Raw genomic sequence first — 20,896 nt, forward strand, 5'->3', positions numbered from 1 at the left:
CGCCGCTCGCGGCCGCCCAACCGATTAACCGGTTGCCCGGTTTGCCGCGATCGGGACCCGCCGTTGGTAGGGACCTTCACCGGAGGGCTTCCCCGGATGATGGACGTGGATAGGGTTTCGAGGCTTTCACCTTCGGAGGGAAAGGGAGAAACCTTGAGACGTGTTCTCAGCACCGCACTGGCCGTGGTCACGCTCGTTTCGGTCGCGGTGACCGCGCCCGCCGTCGCCGCGGAAGAGACGCAGCCCGCCGAGACGATCACCTGGGGCGCTTGCACCGACCAGACGTTGATCAACGCCGGTGCGGAATGCGGCCATCTGCCGGTCCCGCTCGACTATTCGAGGCCGCGCGGCGAGAAGATCCAGCTCGCGCTCAGCCGCGTCAAGCACAAGACACCCGACGCGCGGTACCAAGGCGTCATGCTCACCAACCCCGGCGGGCCCGGTGGTTCCGGGTTGCTGCTCGCGACCCGCGGGTCGCGTGTGCCGAACCACGCCGGCGACGCCTACGACTGGGTCGGTTTCGACCCGCGCGGCGTCGGCTCCAGCAAACCCGCGCTTTCGTGCATCCCGGACTACATGGACTACAACCGGCCGAACTACGTGCCGACGACGCGGCAGCTGGAGAAGACCTGGTTGCAGCGTTCGAAGTCCTACGCCGACGCCTGCGCCGAGAAGAACAGCCGCGCGCTGCTCGAGAACATCAAGACGACCGACACGGTCAAGGACATGGAAAGCATCCGCAAGGCGCTCGGCGCGGAGCGGCTGAACTTCTACGGGTACTCCTACGGCACCTACCTCGGCCAGGTCTACGGGACGCTGTTCCCGCAGCACGTCCGCCGGATGGTCCTCGATTCCACTGTGGACCCTCGCCACGTCTGGTACCAGGCCAACCTGAACCAGGACCTCGGCTACGACGTCAATCTCGACATCTGGTTCGGGTGGGTCGCGTCCCACGACGCCGTCTACCACCTCGGCAAGACCAAGGCCGCGGTGAAGCAGGTCTTCGACGAGCAGCTGAAGAAGCTGGCCGCGGTGCCGGCAGGCGGCTACATCGGGCCCGACGAGTTCCTCGACGTCTTCCAGCAGGCTTCGTACTACCAGCTGCGCTGGCCTCTGCTCGGCGACGCGCTGGCGAAGTTCGTCAACCAGGGTGACTGGCAGACGATGAAGGGCCTGTTCGAGGGCTTCGGTGGACGCGGAGACGACAACAGCTACGCCGTCTACCTCGCCGTCCAGTGCACCGACGTGAAGTGGCCGCAGAGCTGGCAGCAGTGGAAGCGCGACAACTGGCGTACGTATGCGAAGGCGCCGTATTTCACGTGGCAGAACGCCTGGTTCAACGGGCCTTGCCTGCACTGGCCCGCGAAGCCGGGCAAGCCGGTCAAGGTCGACGGCTCGAAGGTGCCGAGTGTGCTGATGATCGGTGAGACCCTCGACGCGGCGACGCCGTACGAAGGCAGCCTCGAGGTGCGTAGCCGGTTCCCCGGCGCTCGTCTGATCGGTGAGCCGGGTGGCACGAGCCACGCCATCACCCCGCGCGGCAACGCGTGCGTCGACAACCGGATCGCCGACTACCTGGCGACCGGGGCGCTGCCCGAACGCAAACCCGGGCGGACGGCCGACGTCGAATGCGCGCCGCTGCCGCTCCCGGTGCCGCCTCCGGCACCCGCCGCGGCTGTCGCTTCGGTCCCCGACGCGGCCACCTCCCGGGTGCCCGCCTAGCCGAAGTACGTGAAGGCCCCCTTCCTTGCGCCTAGGTACAGGAAGGGGGCCTTCACGTACCACTGGGGTTTCCCCGGCAGGGGACTTTGTGTTACAAAGTGAAAGTGAGCTTTGTGGTTCAGAGTGCTCGAAGGGGGAAAGTCGTGGTGGACGCGTTCAGCCTCGAAGGGCTGGTGAAGCGCTTCGGTGACGTCCTGGCCGTAGCCGACGTCAGCATGCGGGTCGCACCGGGGGAGGTGGTGGCGCTACTCGGGCCGAACGGTGCGGGCAAATCGACCACCATCGACATGCTGCTGGGGCTGACCAGGCCGGATTCCGGCCGGGTGCGGGTCACCGGGCTCGGCGCGGCCGAGGCGATGGACCGGGGGATGGTCGGCGCGATGGCGCAGAACGGGACGCTGCTGAGGGACGCGACGGTCGCCGAACTCGTCGGCCTGTTCGCCTCGCTGCACCGGAAACCGCTGCCCGTCCGCGAGGTACTCAAGCGTGCCGGAGTCACCGAATACGCGAACCGCCGTTGCGGGAAGCTTTCCGGTGGCGAGCAGCAGCGGGTGCGGTTCGCGCTCGCGCTGGTCGGTGATCCGGGCCTGTTGGTACTCGACGAGCCGACCGCGGCCATGGACGTCGACGGGCGCCGCCGCTTCTGGGCGTCGATGCGCGAGTACACCGAGACGGGCCGCACGGTCCTCTTCGCGACGCATTACCTGGCCGAAGCCGAGGACTACGCGGACCGCGTGGTGCTCATGCGGCACGGCGGCGTCGTCGCGGACGGCCCGGTCGGCGAGGTCCGCGCCGCGGTCGCCGGACGGGTCCTGCGCGCCGTCGTGCCGGGCGCCACCGAAGCGGCGCTGGCCGCGTTGCCCGGGGTGTCGCGCGCGGTACTGCGGGCCGGGCACGCGGAGCTGGGGTGCGCCGATTCCGACGCCGCCGTCCGCGGCCTGCTGCGTGAGTTCCCGCTCGTCTCGAACATCGAAATCACCGCTGTGGGACTGGAAGAAGCCTTCATCGCGCTAACCGCCGATGTGGCCGAAGGAGCTTCGCGATGAACCTGGACTACCTGGCGCTGGAGATCAAGCGCATCGTCCGCAGCCCGCAGTTCGCGTTGTTCACCATCGGCATGCCGCTGGCGATGTTCCTGGTGTTCGGCGGGATCTTCGGCGCCCGCGAGATCGCTCCGGGGATCTCGACCGCGACCGTGAGCATGGTGAACATGGCCGCGTACGGCGCCATGACCGCCGCGCTGTTCACCGGCACCCGTGTCGCCACCGAGCGCACCGACGGCTGGCAACGCACCTTGCGCCTGACGCCGCTGCGGGCGCCGGGCTATCTGCTGGTCAAGGTGTCGGCCGGGTTGTTCGTCGCGCTGCCCGTCTTGGTGGTGGTCTTCGCGGCCGGGATGATCCGCGGTATCCGGCTCGAACCCGGCCAGTGGCTGACGATCTTCGGCACGCTCTGGCTCGGGACGCTGCCCTTCGCGGTGCTGGGGCTGATGATCGGCCTGTTCGGCAAGGGCGACACCGTCCAGGCGGTGACCGGCGCGCTGATGCTCCCGCTCGGCATGTTCGGCGGGTTGTGGATCCCGGTGCAGGTCCTACCCGGCTGGATGAACACCGCGGGACACCTGATGCCGACGTACTGGCTCGGTGAGATCGGCCGCGCGCCGGTGCTCGGCGGATCCGGCACGGTGACCGCCGTCGGAGTGCTCGCGGCGTGGCTGGTGGTGCCCGCGCTCGTGGTGATGGCGAGGTTCCGGCTCGACACGGCGAGACTGTGAACGCGTGTTAGTTTTCCGAAGTGGTGGAGGATGGACGAGACGACGACGCGCGACCGATGACGCCTGAAGAGTCACTCGCGCTCATCGCCGCCCAGTCGGAGAAGACCCGGCGTGAGATCGGGCCGAATCCCGCGGTGCTGCTGGCCGTCTGGGGACTGGTGTGGCTGTTCGGCTTCGGGCTCGTCTACGTCTCCGCCCCGCCCACCGCGTTGCTGCCGCTGTGGCTCGCCGCGGTGATCGTCGTCGCCGGTTTCGTCGGGGCCATGGCGTATTCGGCGGTCTACGGCATCCGGGCGGGCCGCGGCGTGCGCGGGCCGTCCCGGCTCGTCGGGGCGATGTACGGGTGGAGCTGGATGATCGCGTTCGGCGGGCTGACCGTGGTGAACACCGCGTTGATCCGCCTCGGCCTCGACACCGACCTGATCCCGTTGCTGTGGTCGGGAACCTCGCTCGTGCTGACCGGACTGATGTACCTCGCCGGCGGGATGCTGTGGCAGAGCGGACTGCAGTACGGCCTCGGTGTGTGGATCATCGCGTGCGGTGCGGCGAGCGTGCTGGCCGGCGGACCGTACAACTTCCTCGTGCTGAGCGTCGCGGGCGGCGGTGGCTTCCTGGTGGCGTCGCTGGTCTTCCTGGTACGGGCGCGATGAGCGAAGACGGGCTGCCCCAGCTCGATCCGGTGATCCACGCGCAGGCACGGCTGCGGGTCACCGTGGCACTGTCGAGTCTCGGGCCGGGGGACAGCATCACTTTCCCGCGCCTGCAGCAACTGCTGGACATGACCCCGGGCAACCTGTCGACGCATCTGCGCAAACTCGAGGACGCCGGTTACGTCGAGATCACCAAGGCCTTCGAACACCGCACGCCGGTGACGCTGGTCGAGCTGACCACCCGTGGCCGGGCCGCGTTCGAGGAGTACACGAAGGCCCTGCACCGTCTGCTCGAGGTTCCGGGCGATGGGCGCGCATGACCGGTGGGTCATCCACCTCGACATGGACGCGTTCTACGCCTCCTGTGAACAGCTGACCCGGCCGACCCTGGCGCGGCGGCCGGTGCTGGTCGGCGGCGCGGGCCCGCGCGGCGTGGTCGCCGGGGCGAGTTACCAGGCGCGCGAACACGGCATCAAATCGGCCATGCCGATGTCGCAGGCCCGGCGGCTCCTGCCCCCCACCGGGGTGATCCTGCCGCCCCGGTTCACCCTCTACGAACTGCTGAGCACCCAGGTGTTCGACCTCGTCGCGAAGTACGCGCCGGTGCTGGAACGGATCTCCCTCGACGAGGCCTTCGCGGAGCCGCCGTCACTCGCCGGGGCGTCATCGGACGAAGTGCGGGAATTCGGTGCTCGCCTGCGGGAGCACATCCGGTCGGAAATCGGCCTGGTGGCGTCGATCGGGGCGGCGTCGGGGAAACAGGTCGCGAAGGTCGCGTCGGATCTGGCGAAACCGGACGGCCTGCTCGTCGTCGACCAGGGCACCGAACGTGCATTCCTCGCGCCGCTGCCGACCAGGGTGCTGTGGGGGATCGGCCCGGTGGCGGAAGGGAAACTGCGGGCGATCGGCGTCCGGACACTGGGCCAGCTGACCGCGCTCTCCGACGCCGACGCGGTGTCCACTTTGGGCAGTGTGGTCGGCAGGGACCTGCGGCGGCTCGCCACCGGCGTCGACGACCGGCCGGTGTCCGGCCGCGCGGAGCTCAAACAGGTCAGCGCGGAGACGACCTTCGACCGCGACCTGATCGACCTGGCGAGCCTCCGCCGGGAGGTCCGCGAACTCGCCGGGCACGCGCACCGGCGGCTCGTCGCCGCCGACCGGGTCGCGCGGACGGTGGTGGTGAAACTGCGGCACACCGACTTCAGCACGGTGACCCGTTCGGAAACGATGGCGTCGCCCACCGACGAGTTCGGCCAGCTCGCCTCGATGGCGGAACGACTGCTGATCGACCCGGCCGAATTCGGCGGGGTGCGGCTCGCCGGGGTCGCCTTCTCCGGCCTTTCGGTGCCGCATCAGGATCCGCTGTTCACCCTCTCCGTCGCGGCTTCGGACGCGCCCGTGGTCTCGCACGCCCCGACGCCGGCGCCGGTACCCGTGGTGTCGTCGAGTTGGCGGCCGGGGGACGACGTCGTGCACGAAACGTACGGAACCGGGTGGGTGCAGGGGGCCGGGCACGGGCGGGTGACCGTCCGGTTCGAGACGCGGTCCAGCGGGCCGGGCGTGGCGCGGACCTTCCCGCAGGAGGATCCGGCGCTGCGCCGGGGCGAACCCGGTGACTGCCTGGTGTGAGGCGGATCATTCATGAGCGGCTTGGTGACTTCCGGTGAGGGTGTTACCCGATCGGCGTAAGGCAGGATGGGCAGAACTGTCACCCGATCGAGGGAATCGATGTTCAGCTCCCGCGCCCGTCAGCTCACTGCCCTTCTCGGCGCCGCCGCCTTGCTCGCCGCGTGTGGTACCACGCCTGACCAGCGGCGACAACCGACCGCCGCGGCCGAGGCGCCGCCGTCGAGCCGGGCGCCGGAGGGATCGTTCACCGTGGTCGCGACCGGCGACGTGCTGATCCACCCCGCGCTGACCGAGCAGGCCGAGGCGGACGGCAACGGCAAGATCGACTACCGGCCGCTCCTGGCCGGGATCAAACCGCTGATCTCCGGAGCCGACCTCGGGATCTGCCATCTCGAGACCCCGCTCGCGCCCAAAGGCGGCCCCTACAGTGGCTACCCGTCGTTCAGCGCCCCGCCCGAGATCGTCGCCGCGCTCAAGGACACCGGGTACGACACCTGCTCGACGGCGTCCAACCACACGATCGACCAGGGGGTCGACGGCGCGACCCGGACCCTCGACGAACTCGACGAGGCGGGGATCAAGCACACCGGTTCGGCTCGTTCGGCCGAAGAAGCGAAAAAGCCGCTGATCGTCGACGTCAACGGCGTCAAGGTCGCTCAGCTCTCCTTCTCCTACGGGTTCAACGGGATCAAGGTGCCCGCGGGCAAGCCCTGGCTGGTCAACCGGATCGACGCCGAGGACGTGATCGCCGAGGCCAAGGTCGCGCGGAAGGCGGGTGCCCAGGTCGTCCTCGCGAGCCTGCACTGGGGCACCGAGTACCAGCACGACCCGACCGCCGAGCAACGCTCGTTGGCGAAGAAGCTCCTCGACGGCGACTCGATCGACCTGATCATCGGCCACCACGCGCACGTCGTGCAGCCCTTCGAACAGATCAACGGCAAGTGGGTCGCGTACGGCCTCGGCAACAGCGTCGCCCGGCATTCGGAGCCGAAGGGTTCGACCGAACAGGGAGCCGCCGCGCGGTTCCGGTTCGTGCGGGACGGCGAACGCTGGAGGGTCGACAAGGCCGAATACGTGCCGACCCTGGTCCAGCTCGGCCCGCCGATCCGGCTGCTCGACCTGACCGCGGGGCAGGCCGGGAACGCCGGCGCGGAAGCGCTCGAGGCCACCGACGAGGTCGTCCTCAGCCGCGGCGCCGGGAACCAGGGGCTGACCCGGCCCGGCCGCTGACCCGGCGGGACAGGGATGGGCTCTGGCCGGCCCATCCCCGCCTTTCCCGTGCCCGTCTTCAGTATCGTCGCCGCACCACCAGTTTCGCGAGGGCCGCGAGCTCGGCGCCCGGGCGGGGCACCGGATCCGCGACGGCGAGATGGTGCAGCGCGCCGGTCAGGAGCGCGTCGGCCTGCTCCTGACTCCACGTCCGGCCGCCCGCCCGTTCCACCAGCTCCGCCGCGTGGGGTACTTCCGCGGCGTCGAGGGTTTCCTTGCGGTACAAGGCCTCCAGTTCTCGCCCGGCGTCCGTCCCGGAGTGGAGCGCGGCCACCACCGGCAGGGACTTCTTCCGGTGGGAAAGATCCGAGTGGACCGGTTTCCCGGTCACCGCCGGATCGCCCCAGATCCCGAGAAGATCGTCGATGTGCTGGAACGCCAGCCCGAGTGCCCTCCCGTACTCGGTCAGCCGGTCGACTTGATCCTGCCTCCCTTCCCCGGCGAGCGCGCCGAGCGTGCAGGACGCCCCGAGCAACGCGCCGGTCTTCCCCTCGGCCATGCGTACGCATTCGGCGGTGTCGACGTCACCGCGTTCCTCGAACTTCAGATCCGCGCTCTGGCCCTCCAGCAGGTCGATGACGGCCGTGCTGAGCACGCGCAAGGCGTTCTGTCCGAACGGGGACAGCACCTCGAAGGCTCGGCACAGCAAGGCGTCCCCGGCGAGAATCGCCGCGCCGGTACCGAAAACGGTCCAGGCCGTCGGGCGGTGCCGCCGGGTGGTGTCGGCGTCCATCACGTCGTCGTGCAGCAGGGAGAAGTTGTGCACCATCTCCACCGCGACCCCCACCGGGACGGCGATTTCGGCGTCCCCGCCGACGGCCTGCGCCGACAACAGTGCCAGCGCGGGCCGCAAGGCCTTCCCACTGTCCGAAGTAGAGGGACGGCCGTGCTCGTCCCACCAGCCGAAGTGGTAGCCGGCGATGAGCCGCATCGATTCGGGCAGTCCGTCGACGGCCTCGCGCAGTGCCGGGTCGAGCAGATTCCGGCTCCAGCCCAGCACTTCGACGGCGGGCCGGGCACCGGTAGGTGTTTCGATGGTCGTCAACGGACTCCCTTTCGGTCTGGCAGTCGACGGGATCGCACCACCGGTGGTCGACCAGGTGAACTGTTGTCGGCACAATTCGTGGAAACCCATTCGAGTGGGCCGGGGGCAAAGTCAACATAGCAAGCGGTAATGCCCGGACGAACGACTCGATCGGGTCTACGGAGAGGTTCACCTGTTTGCCGGACTGCTCCGGACGCGTCGCTCCGTGACGGCCGTTCAGGTGCCGGAGCTACGCGAAACGCCGTATTCGACCGGGCCGGTGACGTCTCGTGGTGGCTGCTCACCCGATCGTGAAGCCGCGTTCTCCGACCGGTGACGGGCCTTTCCTCCGCGTGTCGGAAATCGTTTCGCCCTTCGGGAAATTGGGCCGAGGAGGTGACGATCGACCTGGCCTCGTCCGCCTTCGGTATGAATTGGGGAAAGGGCTCTTCTCCGCCGGTCTCGGCGTGAACTAGTTTCAGCACTCTGCGCAGGGAAGGAGTCGAATGGGTATTTACCTGACCGGCATCGCTTGGGTCGTCGGCGCGGCGGCCTTGGCGGGATTCGTCGGCTATCTCGTCCGCCGGTTCGGCTGGGACGAAGGACGGCCCGACAACAACGACGCCGCCGGCCAGGTGTTCACCATCGTCGGCGGCCTGCACGCCGTCATGGTGGCGTTCATCCTGATCTCCCTCTTCGACTCCGCGAGTGCCGCGCGCGAAGGCTCGTACCACGAGGCGGACAGCCTGGTCGCCGCCGTCTGGGCCGCCGATTCCCTGGGGACCGAGGTCAAGGACGAGGTGCGGAAGCTGAGCAAGGAGTACATCTCCACCGTCGAACAGAAGGAATGGCCGCAGATGGCAGGCGGCAAGGAGGCCGTCCCCGAGACCGGCTGGGCCCAGCTCGACCAGCTCCGCAAGGCCGTCGACAAGGCTCCCACGGACGACGACTGGGTCCGCGAGCGCAAGGCCGAGGCGTCCGCCCAGCTCTGGCAGGTCTACGAGGCCCGGCAGCAGCGGCTCAACGCGGTCGAGGGGGGCAAGGTCGGCGGGGTGGTCTGGTTCGCCCTGATCCTCGGGAGCCTCATTTCGGTGCTGCTGCCCAACCTGTTCGGCGGCACGCGGCTGGCCGCCCACCTGGTGATTGTCTCGACGCTGGCCGGCACGGTCACGTTGCTGCTGTTCGCGATCTACCAGCTGCAGAACCCGTTCGGCGGCGGCGTGGGGATCCCACCCGACGCGTTCACCTCCGCGCTGGCGAGGATCTCTTGAGCCGGTGCGCACCGTGGACGGGGTGACGCGGACGGCGGCGACGGTGGCCGTCGCCGGGCTGGTGGGGGCGTCGGCGCTGCTGGCCCCGATGGCCGCGCGTGCCGCCGAGTCCTGTCTGGTGGTGCAGGCCGAGACCGGGTCGCACGGGAAGTCGAAGCTGCGCTGGATCGACGTCGGCTCGGGGGTCACGTCGAGGGTGACCGATTCGGGCTACCGGCTCAACGCGCTCGGCTACTCGGCGACGCGGGACCGGGTCTTCGGTGTCGCCGAAGGGCTCAGCCGGGGCGCGCACGCGGTGACGATCGATCGGGACGGCGACATCCAGGACCTCGGCCCGATCACCCGCGCCGGGAACCGGCTGCCGGTGTGGAGCCCGGTCACGGGGGCGACCGCCGGCGCGATCGGCGGGAATTCCTGGTACCTGCTCAGGAACGGCACACTGTACACAGTGGACTTGACGCCGGGGGAGCGGTACCTGCGGGTGGTCAAGACGGTGTTCCTGCGGCCGATCAGCCTCGCCTACGACGTCAACGACTTCGCCTACCACAACGGGCTGCTCTACGGCGTTTCCACCACCTGGCGCGGAAAGGGCGCCGTGATCACCATCGACCCGGCGTCCGGCAAGGTCCGCGAGACCGATGACGCGCGCTTCCCGCCCGCCGACGTCTACGGTTCGGTCGTGCTCGGCCGCGACGGTGCCCTGTACGCCACGGCGAACCGGATCGGCGGGCGCAGCGTGCTCTACCGGCTGAACCGAAGCGGGCAAGTGACCGTGGTGCGTTCGGGACCGCCGCTGGCGGGTTCGGACGCCGCGGGCTGCCTCACCGCGGCCGAGGTCCCCGAGCCGCCGAAACCGGAACCGCCCAAGCCGACGCCCACCCCCACTCCCACCTCAAGTCCGACGCCCACCCCTGCTCCGACGCCCACCCCGGCTCCCACGCCTGCTCCTTCTCGCACCCCGTCTCCCAGCGCGACTCCGTCGTCGAGCCCGAGGCCTGGCCCGACACCGACGCCGAGTCCTTCGTCGAGCCCGGCGCCCCCTTTCGCCGCCAAGGTGATCCCGCCACCCGTCGCCGTGCCGAAGCCGTCTCGTTCGGCGCCACCGAAGGAACGGAAGGAAGCGGCGGCGGAGATCGATTCGCACGCCCGCACGAAGGAGAAGCGGCGTTGGAGCATGACCGCGTTGGTGCTGATCCTCGGTGGTGCCGCGGCCGCGGGTGCCGTCCGGCGGGCCCGGTGAGTCAGTACTTGAACTGGTCCACGTTCTCGCGCGTGATCAGCAGCGGGTCGCCCAGCAGCACGGTTTTCTTGCCTTCCTCGTACTTGATCGCGGGGAGTTCGAGATTGACCTTGTTCGACGGGCCGAGTGGTTTGCCCTCGGCGATCTGCTTGCCCGCCCAAGCGGTGAGGTAGCCGAGCGATTCGACGTTCCACAGCACCGAAAGGGACGAGGAACCGTCCAGCAGATACGGCTTGATCGCCTGCGGCGTCCCGACCCCGACGGTGAAGACGCGGCCGATCTTCTGCTGCGAACGGACCGCCTCGGCCACCCCGGGCGCGGACGTCGTGCACTCACCGATCAGGCCGGTGAGGTCCGGGTACTTGGCCATCAGCTCTTTGGCGAGCGCGGTGGCGGTGTCCTTGTCCTCACCCGCGTAGACCGTCTCGACCAGTTGCGCTCGCGGGTAGTGCGAAGCCGTATAGGCACGCTGGACGGCGATCCACGCGTTGAGGTTCTCGGCGGTCTCGCCACAGGAGACGATCGCGTACTTGCCCGCGTTCCCCATCTTCTTCATCAACGCGTCGGTGAGCGCCTTGCCGATGCCCTCCGGGGTCGCCTGGCTGACGAAGAGTTCGCGATCGGTGCCCGGCGCGTCGGTGTCCGAAGTGATCACATGGACGCCCTTCGCCCGCGCGTCGGTGATCGCGGGCGCGATCGCCCTGGGATCGTTCGGCGCGATCGCGATGACGTCCACCTGCTGGTCGACCAGGCGGCGCACGATCGAATCCTGCGCCGCGGGGTCCACCGTGGCCGGACCCGTCGAGGTCCATTCCACCCCGAGCTGCTTCGCCGCGGCCTGCCCGCCGGTGTTCATCGCCTCGAAGTACGGGATGCCCGCGACCTTCGGCACGAACGCGATCCGGATCGGCTTGGCCGCCGTCCCCGCCGGTTCTTCGCCGGCGCAGCCGGTCAGCCCGAACACCATGCCCAAACCGAGCACAGTGGCAACGACGAGCGTCTTCGTCGGCCCTCGCATCTCCACCCCATAGTCACGGAACTACCTGAATCAGCCGATCGGTCTGCGCGCGGTGGAGACCTCCGGCGAAACTAGGGTCTTCGGTTACCCCGGTCAACCGGATGAGCGCAAAGGGTTACGGAAGTGAGTTCATCGACCTGGCCCGATTACCGGCTCGGCCTACGGGGGTGACTTTGGGTGACTGTCGCTCGGTTCCGCTCGAAGCACCTGAAGGCCCCCTTCCTGTGCTTAGACGCAAGGAAGGGGGCCTTCAGGTACCGGAGAACGCGCGTCACTGAGCGGGACGGAAGTTCGCATCGTGCCGAACCGCGTGTCCCGCACGCGGGCGGAAGCGTGGCCGAAAGGGCGAAGGCCCGGCGCTCTGGGGTGCGCCGGGCCTTCGCGTTCAGGGGGGTTCAGTGGATCACGAGCATTTGGGCGCCACCGGCAGGTCCGATCCGGTCTGCAGGTAGGTGTCGGAGATGTAGTGCCCAGGGCCGATCCGGTCCCAGACGTTGCTGGTGCCGAACTTGCCGGTGACGGTCTCACCCTCGACGTAGCATTCGATGGTGACCTTCGCGTAGTTCGCCGCGAGACCTTTGATCGCCGCGCTGGTGCTCGCGGAGGCCCGGACGTTCATCGGGTCGCCCGCCGTGCTGACGACGCCGGTCGGGCCGGAGCCGGTCCACAGGTAGGAGACGTTGACCCAGCCGTTGTCGGTCATCTTCAGACCGTCCCAGAAGGTGCCGTCCGCGAGGTCGATGCCCGCCGGGTTGGCCACCTTGCGGCCGAACTCGTCCTTGCCGCCGTTGTAGCCGTCTTGGTACGCGGCCTGCGCTTCGGGCTTGCCCTGCGGCAGGTTCTTCCACATCTGGCGGGTGGCCGACGGGTTCCAGTAGTCGTCCTTGGTGTTCCACGGGCCGACGTCCCACACCGGCGCGTATTCGCAGCGGCTGTTGTCCGTGCGGCAGACGCGCACGGTGTAGTTCCCGGTGTTCTTCGGCGCCAGGCCGCGGCCCGAGGGGAGGGCGACGAAGTGGTCGCGGGACTTGATGACGTGCCCGTTGGCGGTGGCGCGGCCGGTGAGGCCTTCGCGGGTGCCGTAGACCTTGGACGTCAGCGGGGCCGCGGCCCCGCCGATCGCGTTCACCTGCGGGCCGAGATCACCCTGGAGGGTGACGTCGCTGACCTTCGCGGTCACGCCGTCGGTCATCGTGCGCAGTCCGATGCGGACCTGAACCGTGGAGACCGAAGCGGACAGCAGGGCGGCGCCGCCCTCGGTGGGTGTCCACTCCGTCCAGTCCCGGGCGTTGAGCTTGCCGCGGACGTCGACCTCGACCTCGGTGCCCTTCGGCGCGTCGGCGGCCACCTGGGCGGAGACCCGGTTCACCGGCTTCCCGAGCTCCTGTTCGGCCAGCAGCAGGTAGCCCTGGCTGCCGATGGAGTCGGGTTTTCTGTGCCAGGCGGCGTTCTCCAGGTTGAGCACGCCGCCGTCGCTGCGGACGTTGACGTCGTCGCCGTCCACGGTGGACAGGTCGGCGCGCCAGCTTCCTTCGGGTGCCGCGTGCGCGGGGCCGGCGGCCAAGGCGGTGACCGTCCCCACGGCCAGCACGGCCGCCATCACCCGGCGGGTCTTAACGGTCCGGACCATTCCGGTCTCCCTTCGAGCACTCTCGGTTGCTACGAAGGGAGCTTCGCCGGGACCTGTACACGATCGATACAAACACAATTCGGCACCTGGTTGCGATGGGTGAACCCCGCAACCAGGTGCCGAATTGCGAAAAGGTCAGGCGCTCGCGGAGTCGTCGTAGGACGCTGCGGCCGATTCCTGCAAACGCGAAGCGAGTGCGGATTCCTGGGGCCGCGCGGAGAGTTCCCGCCACAACGCCAGCGCGCGCTCCGAATACGTCCGCGACCGCTCGGGCTGGCTCAGCGCCTCGTGCAGTTCTCCGAGCAACTGCGACACCTCGGCCTCGGACCGGCGGTCCCCGTTGCGCCGGTGCACGCTCAGCGAATTGACCAGCAGCAGTTGCGCGTGGGCCAGGTCGCCGCTGTGCAGGTACAGCTCGCCGAGGTTCTGGTTCGCGTAGCCGACACAATGGTCGTCGCCGAGTTCGTTGAAGATCGCGATCGCCCGGTCGACCCCCTCCCGCGCGCCCGCGAGGTCGCCCTGATGCTGCCGCAGCATCGCGAGCCGCTTCAGCGCGTGCGCCTCGCGATGCCGGTCGCCGATGCGCGCGGACTGTTCGAGCGCCTCGGTGAACCAGCGTTCCGCGTCGGAGAACCGGCGCCGCGCCAGCCACACCGCGCCGATCGCGATCCGCACGACCGCCTCGCCGTGCGGATCACCGGCCGCCACGAACTGGGCGAGCGCCGCGTGACAATGCTCCAGCGCGACGGTGCCCTCGCCGTTGATCCGCAGCACCGTCCCGAGCCCGGCCAGCGAGATCGCCGCGCCCCGCGCGTCACCGATCTTGTCGAAGAGCAGCTCCGACTGCTCGAACGCGACCAAGGCCTCGGCGTAACTGTCCTGGTAGAGCTGGATCTGCCCGAGGTTGCGCTGGATGATCGCCTCACCGCGGACGTCGCCGGACCGGCGCGCGGCGGCGAGCGCGACGGCGTGCGTGTGCAGCCAGTCGTCCTGGTGCCCGCGCTGGTCGAAGTAGGGCGCCAGCGCCGCGGCGAGCCGCCAGGCCAGCGCGTCGAAGCCGAGGTCGGCGGCCAGCGAGACGGCGGCCACGCAGGTGTGCCGTTCGGCGGCGAACCACGCGGCCGGATCCTCGATCAGCCGCGCGGTGCCCGGCGGGAGCGCGGGCTGGACGGCCGTGTCGTCCCGGTAGAGCCCGAAGAAGTGGATCGGCATCCGGTCCGCGGCCGAGACCGCGAGCGCGAGATAGCCCTCCAGCACGCGTTTCGTGGCGTCGTGCGCTTTCGCCGGGACGTCCTGCGCGCGCAGTTCGAGCGCGTAGCACCGCAACAGGTCATGCAGGCGGTAGCGAGGTTCGCCGGTGCCGTCCGAGCCGCTGAGCTCGACCAGATGGGCGTCCACCAGTACGTCGAGGACGTCTTCACCGTGCGTGCGGCCGAGCAGGGCCGCGACCACCCAGCCGGGGAACTGGACCGAGCCGAGCCCGCCGAGGCCGCGGAACGCGGTCGCCGCCGACATCGGCAGGAGGTCGTAGCTGAGGGTCACACTGGCCCGGACGGCGAGATCGCCGACGCGGAGCTCGTCCAACCTTCGTCTCTCGTCCCGCAGCCGGTCCGCCAGCACGCGCAACGTCCAGCCCGGCCGGTGGGTCAGCTTCGCCCCGGCCACCCGGATCGCCAGCGGCAGATACCCGCAGTGGCGCAGGATCGCCGCCGCGCAGTCCGGTTCGGCGGTGACCCTTTCGGCGCCGACGATGCCTTCGAGCAGCGTCGCGGCCTCGGCTTCGGGCAGGAGGTCGACGTCGACCGGGGTGGCCCCGGCCAGATCCGGCATCCGGACCCGGCTGGTGATCAGGACCGCGCAGGAGCCCGCGCCGGGCAGCAGCGGCCGGACCTGCGCCGCGCTGCCGGCGTCGTCGAGCACGACGCACATCCGCAGGGTGGTGAGCCGGGACCGCAGCAGCGCCGCGCGTTCGGGGAGCTCACGCGGCAGGCCCGCGTCGGGGACGCCCAGCGCGCGGAGCAACTCGGCGAGCACGGCCATCGGAGGCCGGGGCGAGGACGACGTCCCGGCGAGATCGACGTGCAGCTGCCCGTCCGGGAAGTCCTCCCGGACCGCGTGCGCCACCCGGATCGCGACGGAGGACTTGCCGACCCCCGGCGCGCCCGAAAGCACCGCGATCGCGGGCTTTCCCTGGTCGCGGCGAGCGCGGAAGAGGCCGACGAGTTCGCCGACGATCCCCTCGCGGCCGGTGAAATCGGGCAGGTCCAGTGGAAGCTGGCACACCGGCGCCATCGGCCGGGGGAGGGCGGCGGCCACGGCGTCCGGGCGCACGGAAGGCGCCCTGATCAGGGAAGCCCGCAGTTCCTTCAGCCGCGGGCCCGGTGCGGTGCCGAGTTCGTCGGCCAGCACCTTCTCGGCCGTTTCGTAAGCTTCGATCGCGTCGGCCGTGCGGCCGTCGGCCCGCAACGCGACGATCAGCTGCCGCCAGAGCCCTTCACGCAGTGGATGTCCGGTGACCAGGCCGCGCAGTTCGGCGACGGCCTCGGCGGTCCGGCCGAGTTCGATCCTGGCCCGCAGCCGCTGTTCCTGGACCGCGAGGCGCAATTCCGTCAGCCGGGCCACGGTCGCGCCCCAGCCGTGGTCGTGGGGAAGCCCTTCGAGTACTTCTCCGCGCCACAGCGCTTCGGCTTGATCCAGCAGGTCGAGGGCGGATTCGGCGTCTCCGCGGCCGAGCGCGGACTGGGCGTGGGCGGCCAATTCACCGAAGCGGACGTGGTCGATCTCCGCGGGAGAGGCCTTGAGGATGTAGCCGGAAGCCCGGCTTCCGATGCGTTCCCCGAGTTCGGGGTCGTGGTCGGCGAGGCGTTTGCGGAGTGAATGGACGTAGGTACGGATGTTCGCCGCCGCCGAACGAGGCGCAGACGAAGGCCACAGGACCTCGATCAGCAGTTCGGTGGAGACGACGACGTTGGGCTGGAGCAGGAGGGCGGCCAGCAGCAGCCGCGGTTTGGGGCCGCCGAGCGGCACCACCTGTCCGTCCACCGCCACTTCGAGCGGACCGAGAACGCGAAACCCGAGAATAGTCACCTAAACCGCCAATACGGCAGGAGCCCCATATCCGCCGATAATATTGCCGTCCCGCCATGATGGCTAGATCCATTCGCAGGCACGTGCGGACATCGGTCGGCGTTTGTACGTGATGTGTACGACGCCGGTCGACGCTGAAGTCATGAAGCGTTCAAGTGTCCGGCGGCTCGCCGGTTTCTTTCTCGTGCTGGTGACGGCGGGCGCCTTGGGGCTCGCCGGAGCCACTCCCGCACTGGCCGCGGCCACCGGGACCGTGAAGACGGCGGGTGATCCGCTGAACGTGCGCCGTGCCCCGAGCACCTCCTCGACCGCGGTGGGCACGGTGGCCAACGGGGCCACGGTGACCATCGACTGCCAGACGACCGGGACCTCGGTCACCGGTCCACTGGGCACGACGACGTTGTGGGACTACGTTCCCGCGCTCGGCGGTTACGTCTCGGACAGTTACGTCCATACCGGCTCCGACCAGCGGATCGCGCCCGACTGCGGGGTCGGCTCCGGCAGCGCCGAGTGTTCCACCGGCGGCTGCGCGGGCGAGGGCCGGTTCCGTTCATCGGATGCTCGTTTCCTCGTCTACGACAAGGACGCCGACGGCAAGTCCGCCGTGGTCGCCTACTGGCTGAAGGGCGGCGCCGGCCCGTTCTACGTCTGGGCCTCCGGCGGCAACGGCACCCACGTCGACAAGGCCGTGCCGGTCGCGAAGGGATCGTGGGTCTATTACAAGGTCTGCGTCGCCGACGCCGCCGCGAATCCGGCCCTCGAAGCCTGTAGCGGCGGCATCACCGATTACGCCGCGTGAAATTCCTTCCCGTTCTTTCCGCACTGCGAAAGGTTGAATTCTCATGGGTCAGGTGAACCGGCGAGCGGTACTCCTCGGTGGGGCCGCGGCGGTTTCGGCGGCGGCCTTGTCCTCGACGTCGCCTTCGTGGGCGAACGTGAGAACGAGGGTGGCGGCGCCCGCCATCCGCGACCCGTTCCAGCTCGGTGTCGCCTCGGGTGATCCCCTGCCGGACAGTGTCGTGCTGTGGACGCGGCTCGCTCCCGCCCCACTGAACCCCGACGGTTTCGGCGGGATGCCGGACGCTTCGTACCCGGTCGACTGGGAGATCGCGAACGACCAGGCGTTCTCCTCGGTCGTCCAGCGCGGCACCGCGACCGCGGCCCGCGCCTCCGGGCACAGCGTGCACGTCGAGCCGGTCGGGCTCCAGCCGGGCCGTGAGTACTTCTACCGGTTCAAGACCGGCGGCTACCTCTCGCCCGTCGGCCGGACCCGGACCGCGCCCGCCGCCGGAGCGGCGGTCAGTCAGCTGAAGTACACCTTCTCCTCGTGTCAGCACTGGGAGGAGGGCTGGTACCACTCGTACAAGGGAATGCTCGCCGACGACCCGGAACTGGTGCTGTTCCTCGGCGACTACATGTACGAGCGGAAGTCCGGCCGCGTCGCCGCCGACCGGAATCCGCGCAGGCTGGCCTTCACCGAGGACGTGACGACGCTGGCCCAGTACCGCGCCCGGCACGCCCAGCACAAGACCGACGCCGACCTGCAGAACGCGCACGCGATGGCGCCGTGGGTCGTGGTCTTCGACGACCACGAGGTGATGAACAACTGGAACGGCACCACCGCCCCGGCCACCGCGGACCGCAAGGCCGCCGGTTTTCAGGCGTTCTACGAGAACATGCCGATCCGGTCCACCGCCAAACCGAGCGGCGCGTCGATCCGGCTGTACCGGCAGTTCGGCTGGGGTGACCTCGCCCGGTTCCACCTGCTCGACACCCGCCAGTACCGCAACGCGCAGGTGCCCGACCCCTCCGGTTCGGCGGGGCCGTCGTGCACCGACATGCGGTCGACGTCCCGCGGCATCCTGGGCACGACGCAGGAGGCTTGGCTGCTGAAGGCGCTGGAGACGCACCCGGCGAAGTGGGACTTCCTCGGCCAGCAGGTCTTCTTCGCCACCCGTGACGGTGACGGCGACAAAGCGACCTGCGAAAGCCCCGATTCGTGGCAGGGCTACGAGGCCTCCCGCGACCGGATCGCGAAGGGCATCGTGGACCGCAAGGTGCCGAACCCGATCGTGCTGACCGGCGACGTCCACCGGCACTGGGCGGCCGATCTGCGCCGCGACTACTTCGACCACGGTGACCCGGTGTTCGGTTCGGAACTGGTGACGACCTCGGTCACGAGCCACAGCGACACCGCGACCGACCCGTCGTCCGCCTGGCTCTCGAACAACCCGCACATCAAGTACTGCCGGGGAAAGCGCGGCTACGTCCGGGTGACGGCGTCGCGAACGCAGCTGCGGGCGGACTTCATGACGGTTTCGGACACCACCGAGTCCGACTTCTCGAAGGTGACCCTGGCCGCGGACCGCTCCTACGTCGTCGAGGCCGGGAAGCCGGGGTTGCAGCGGGTCTAGCGGTCTCGTGAGTCCTGACCGGTTCGGTCCCGGTGTCCCCTTGCCCGCTCAAGTACATGAAGGCCTCCTTCCTTGCGCCTGGCGCAGTGAAGGGGGCCTTCATGTACTTGGCAGGCATGGGATCGACTGCAGTCGGAATCCGCGTAGGTACCTAAGACATCCTCGGCCCTAACGTCCTTACCGCTCACGAGGCCCAGCACCGGCGGTATCACGTGTCGTCCATCCCAACACGTGTGTCGTCCATCCAGTCACGCGAAACCACCACCCGCGCTCCGGCAGTACGTACCCGAGACACCCTTGGTGCCGACCGTCCTCCCGCTCACGAGTCAGGAGAGCAGGTCCACCAGCGCGTCACCGCGAGGCGTCCGGACGACGAGGACGACCTGGCCCTCGCGGTGCCGCTGGATCAGCCCGGCCGAAACGAGTTGTTCGCAGTGGTAGGTCGCGGTGCTGGCGGCACACGACAGCAGATTCGCGATCTCGCCCATCCGGGCGGGCCTTCCCAAGTGCCGCAACAGTTTCGCGCGGTGGGCGCCGACCACGAGGTCGAGCCCTTCGACGCCGGGCACCGATTCGGGCCTGCCGTTGTCGAGCAGGCCGTCGAGCCCCGGCAGCGGGTAGCCGATCCAGATGGCGTCCTCTTCGTCGAAGTTGGACACCACCGAGCGGGACCCCGCGAGCATCGGGACCAGGATCAGTTTGCGGCCGCGGATGGTGTACCGCGCCGGTTCCGCGTCGGGCAGCAGCAGACAGCCGTTGCTGAACCGGAAATGCGGCCGCAACAGCCCGAGTACCGCGTCCGTCCCGCCTCGGACGGAGGCGACGCCGATACGTTCGATTTCGCGATCGAGCAGGGGACGGGCCTTGGCCCAGAGGTTCTCGGTCGCCACCCGGGTCGCGGTGAAGGCGTCCGCGAGCGAGGCGACCCAGCGTCTCGGCTGATCGGCGGCCTGCCGCCACTGCGCGGGCAACCGGTCGCCGAAAACCTCTTCGAGGCCTTTCAGGACGTCGGTTTCGGTCAGCTCACGCAGCGTTTCCGCCTGGGCGGCGGCCGAAGAGTCCTCGCCAGGGCTGATCGGGACGATGAAATCCGGCTGGACCGAGGTGCCCCGGCGGGCCAGGGCGCCCGCCGCGCGATATCCCTGTTCGGGGATCGCCGCACCCACCTGGCGGCGCCAGGCGGCGGGCATGCCTCGGTCGTACCCGCCGACGACTTCGACGAGCATCGAAACCAGCGAAACGTGCGGGGAAACCGTCACCCCGACCGGGATCGTGCTGGTGTCACCGAGTTCGAGCCGGGTATAAGAAGCCGGGGGCGGCGTCTCGCGCATCCGGTCGTCCCTCCTGGGAGTGGGCGTCGCAGCACGCGATGTTAGCGCCTCCGGTCAATACCCGGCACTGCCTGGGAAACCCGGTTGCTCATTCATGACAAGAAACGCGTCCAGACCGTGGAAATCGTTGATGTTGCGTTTGGGTGCGTAGTAATACGCCGTGTCACCGACATTGATGCCTTCGGCGATGTTCCCGATATCGGTTGTCCTTGTCGCCGCCTCGGTCGAGGACCTGGAACCAGTGGCCGGTGGACCGGTCCTGCCGGCGGGTGCAGCCCGCCGCGAGGAACCGGACGACGTCGACGAGCCGCTTTCGCCGCGGACGGGCGCAGGGCAGGATCTCCAGCAGGTCGATCGCCGTCCTCCCGAGCCGGCCGATCGCGCGGCCCCAGTGGTACTTCGAATGCCGCCCGGCGCCCGAAGCCCACGGTTGCGAACCGTCCTCGGCGTAGGCGTGGTAGAGCAGGCCCTTGGCCGGCTCCTTGAACCGGTCGAAGTAGACGCTGACGTTCTTCGCGGCCTCCTCGTTGCAGAGGAACGGCTGTGCCAGGTACACACCGTCGAACGTCCGAGGACAGGACGGGAACCGGCCGCGTAGCTGTCCGCGGCGGTCTGTACTTCGTTGCCCGGTTTCGGTGTACAGCAAGGGGAATATCTGCCCGTACCAGGCGAGGGGTAATCGAGATAGGACTTCTCGCGGGTGCGGCGGTACACCGGGTACTGGCCGTAGAGGTAGAGGCCGCGGGTGTGGCCCCAGCCGCCGAGGCCGTTCCTGCACGGGGAAACCGGGATCGCCGGGCTGAACTTCCTTGTGGGACAACGTCTGCTCGGGTGTTC

At 69.3% G+C, this 20,896-nt stretch carries 16 protein-coding genes and 1 pseudogene; 11 read left to right on the forward strand and 6 right to left on the reverse strand.

Translation table 11 applies throughout. The features are described from left to right. Window positions 1-153: 153 nt before the first annotated feature. The 7 genes from P3102_RS07900 (at window position 154) to P3102_RS07930 (ending at window position 7,005) form a co-directional block, all read left to right on the forward strand. Window positions 154-1,722: an alpha/beta hydrolase gene (locus P3102_RS07900; protein WP_276367765.1), complete on the forward strand. Its 1,569-nt coding sequence runs from the start codon at window positions 154-156 to the stop codon at window positions 1,720-1,722. 143 nt (window positions 1,723-1,865) lie between these two features. Continuing rightward, complete coding sequence (locus P3102_RS07905; RefSeq protein WP_276367767.1) at window positions 1,866-2,768, forward strand: ABC transporter ATP-binding protein; 903 nt, start codon at window positions 1,866-1,868, stop codon at window positions 2,766-2,768. Continuing rightward, entirely contained in the window at window positions 2,765-3,496 is a 732-nt protein-coding gene (locus P3102_RS07910) for an ABC transporter permease (RefSeq protein ID WP_276367768.1), read from the forward strand. Before P3102_RS07905 ends, P3102_RS07910 begins: the two co-directional genes overlap by 4 nt. Window positions 3,497-3,552: 56 nt before the next feature. Then, complete coding sequence (locus P3102_RS07915; protein ID WP_276367770.1) at window positions 3,553-4,146, forward strand: hypothetical protein; 594 nt, start codon at window positions 3,553-3,555, stop codon at window positions 4,144-4,146. Beyond that, window positions 4,143-4,466, forward strand: a complete 324-nt coding sequence (locus P3102_RS07920) for a transcriptional regulator (RefSeq protein ID WP_034320046.1) — start codon at window positions 4,143-4,145, stop codon at window positions 4,464-4,466. The genes P3102_RS07915 and P3102_RS07920 overlap by 4 nt, the downstream gene beginning before the upstream one ends. Continuing rightward, a complete protein-coding gene (locus tag P3102_RS07925) occupies window positions 4,453-5,775 on the forward strand; it encodes a DNA polymerase IV (RefSeq protein ID WP_276367775.1) in 1,323 nt (440 codons plus the stop codon). Before P3102_RS07920 ends, P3102_RS07925 begins: the two co-directional genes overlap by 14 nt. A gap of 99 nt (window positions 5,776-5,874) precedes the next feature. Next, window positions 5,875-7,005, forward strand: coding sequence for a CapA family protein (locus P3102_RS07930; RefSeq protein ID WP_276367777.1), 1,131 nt, complete (start codon window positions 5,875-5,877; stop codon window positions 7,003-7,005). A 58-nt stretch (window positions 7,006-7,063) separates the two neighbouring features. Here the strand turns inward: P3102_RS07930 and P3102_RS07935 are convergent, their stop codons facing one another. Then, complete coding sequence (locus P3102_RS07935) at window positions 7,064-8,089, reverse strand: family 2 encapsulin nanocompartment cargo protein polyprenyl transferase (protein ID WP_276367779.1); 1,026 nt, start codon at window positions 8,087-8,089, stop codon at window positions 7,064-7,066. 485 nt (window positions 8,090-8,574) lie between these two features. On the opposite strand from P3102_RS07935, the gene P3102_RS07940 reads away from it, so the two are divergent. Both P3102_RS07940 and P3102_RS07945 read left to right on the forward strand, forming a co-directional pair. Beyond that, window positions 8,575-9,339, forward strand: a complete 765-nt coding sequence (locus P3102_RS07940) for a DUF4239 domain-containing protein (RefSeq protein WP_276367780.1) — start codon at window positions 8,575-8,577, stop codon at window positions 9,337-9,339. Window positions 9,340-9,343: 4 nt separating this feature from the next. Beyond that, a complete protein-coding gene (locus tag P3102_RS07945) occupies window positions 9,344-10,579 on the forward strand; it encodes a serine protease (protein ID WP_276367781.1) in 1,236 nt (411 codons plus the stop codon). Between the two features lies 1 nt (window position 10,580). Here P3102_RS07945 and P3102_RS07950 read toward each other — a convergent pair whose 3' ends face one another. The 3 genes from P3102_RS07950 to P3102_RS07960 form a co-directional block, all read right to left on the reverse strand. Beyond that, a complete protein-coding gene (locus P3102_RS07950) occupies window positions 10,581-11,603 on the reverse strand; it encodes an autoinducer 2 ABC transporter substrate-binding protein (protein ID WP_276367783.1) in 1,023 nt (340 codons plus the stop codon). A gap of 397 nt (window positions 11,604-12,000) precedes the next feature. Continuing rightward, window positions 12,001-13,227 (reverse strand): hypothetical protein, encoded by a 1,227-nt coding sequence (locus tag P3102_RS07955; RefSeq protein WP_276367785.1) that lies wholly within the window; start codon window positions 13,225-13,227, stop codon window positions 12,001-12,003. Window positions 13,228-13,362: 135 nt separating this feature from the next. Then, window positions 13,363-16,314 (reverse strand): BTAD domain-containing putative transcriptional regulator, encoded by a 2,952-nt coding sequence (locus tag P3102_RS07960; protein ID WP_346660169.1) that lies wholly within the window; start codon window positions 16,312-16,314, stop codon window positions 13,363-13,365. 142 nt (window positions 16,315-16,456) lie between these two features. Between P3102_RS07960 and P3102_RS07965 the strand changes: the two genes are divergently transcribed. Continuing rightward, a complete protein-coding gene (locus P3102_RS07965; protein ID WP_276367787.1) occupies window positions 16,457-17,113 on the forward strand; it encodes an SH3 domain-containing protein in 657 nt (218 codons plus the stop codon). A gap of 43 nt (window positions 17,114-17,156) precedes the next feature. Continuing rightward, window positions 17,157-18,728: an alkaline phosphatase D family protein gene (locus tag P3102_RS07970; RefSeq protein WP_276367788.1), complete on the forward strand. Its 1,572-nt coding sequence runs from the start codon at window positions 17,157-17,159 to the stop codon at window positions 18,726-18,728. A gap of 326 nt (window positions 18,729-19,054) precedes the next feature. Here P3102_RS07970 and P3102_RS07975 read toward each other — a convergent pair whose 3' ends face one another. Beyond that, window positions 19,055-20,059, reverse strand: coding sequence for a helix-turn-helix domain-containing protein (locus P3102_RS07975; RefSeq protein ID WP_276367790.1), 1,005 nt, complete (start codon window positions 20,057-20,059; stop codon window positions 19,055-19,057). A 54-nt stretch (window positions 20,060-20,113) separates the two neighbouring features. Further along, a pseudogene (locus tag P3102_RS07980) lies at window positions 20,114-20,824 on the reverse strand (glycoside hydrolase family 88 protein); the annotation flags it as partial. Window positions 20,825-20,896: the final 72 nt, after the last annotated feature.

Source organism: Amycolatopsis sp. QT-25 (assembly GCF_029369745.1).
Lineage (GTDB): Bacteria > Actinomycetota > Actinomycetes > Mycobacteriales > Pseudonocardiaceae > Amycolatopsis.

What these genes read in the sequence shown, in the direction of transcription:
- P3102_RS07915 (WP_276367770.1), top strand. Translation starts at nt 3,553, where the DNA reads ATGACGCCTGAAGAGTCACTCGCGCTCATCGCCGCCCAGTCGGAGAAG.
- P3102_RS07920 (WP_034320046.1), top strand. Translation starts at nt 4,143, where the DNA reads ATGAGCGAAGACGGGCTGCCCCAGCTCGATCCGGTGATCCACGCGCAG.
- P3102_RS07910 (WP_276367768.1), top strand. Translation starts at nt 2,765, where the DNA reads ATGAACCTGGACTACCTGGCGCTGGAGATCAAGCGCATCGTCCGCAGC.
- P3102_RS07925 (WP_276367775.1), top strand. Translation starts at nt 4,453, where the DNA reads ATGGGCGCGCATGACCGGTGGGTCATCCACCTCGACATGGACGCGTTC.
- P3102_RS07970 (WP_276367788.1), top strand. Translation starts at nt 17,157, where the DNA reads ATGGGTCAGGTGAACCGGCGAGCGGTACTCCTCGGTGGGGCCGCGGCG.
- P3102_RS07965 (WP_276367787.1), top strand. Translation starts at nt 16,457, where the DNA reads ATGAAGCGTTCAAGTGTCCGGCGGCTCGCCGGTTTCTTTCTCGTGCTG.
- P3102_RS07940 (WP_276367780.1), top strand. Translation starts at nt 8,575, where the DNA reads ATGGGTATTTACCTGACCGGCATCGCTTGGGTCGTCGGCGCGGCGGCC.
- P3102_RS07955 (WP_276367785.1), bottom strand. Translation starts at nt 13,227, where the DNA reads ATGGTCCGGACCGTTAAGACCCGCCGGGTGATGGCGGCCGTGCTGGCC.
- P3102_RS07975 (WP_276367790.1), bottom strand. Translation starts at nt 20,059, where the DNA reads ATGCGCGAGACGCCGCCCCCGGCTTCTTATACCCGGCTCGAACTCGGT.
- P3102_RS07930 (WP_276367777.1), top strand. Translation starts at nt 5,875, where the DNA reads ATGTTCAGCTCCCGCGCCCGTCAGCTCACTGCCCTTCTCGGCGCCGCC.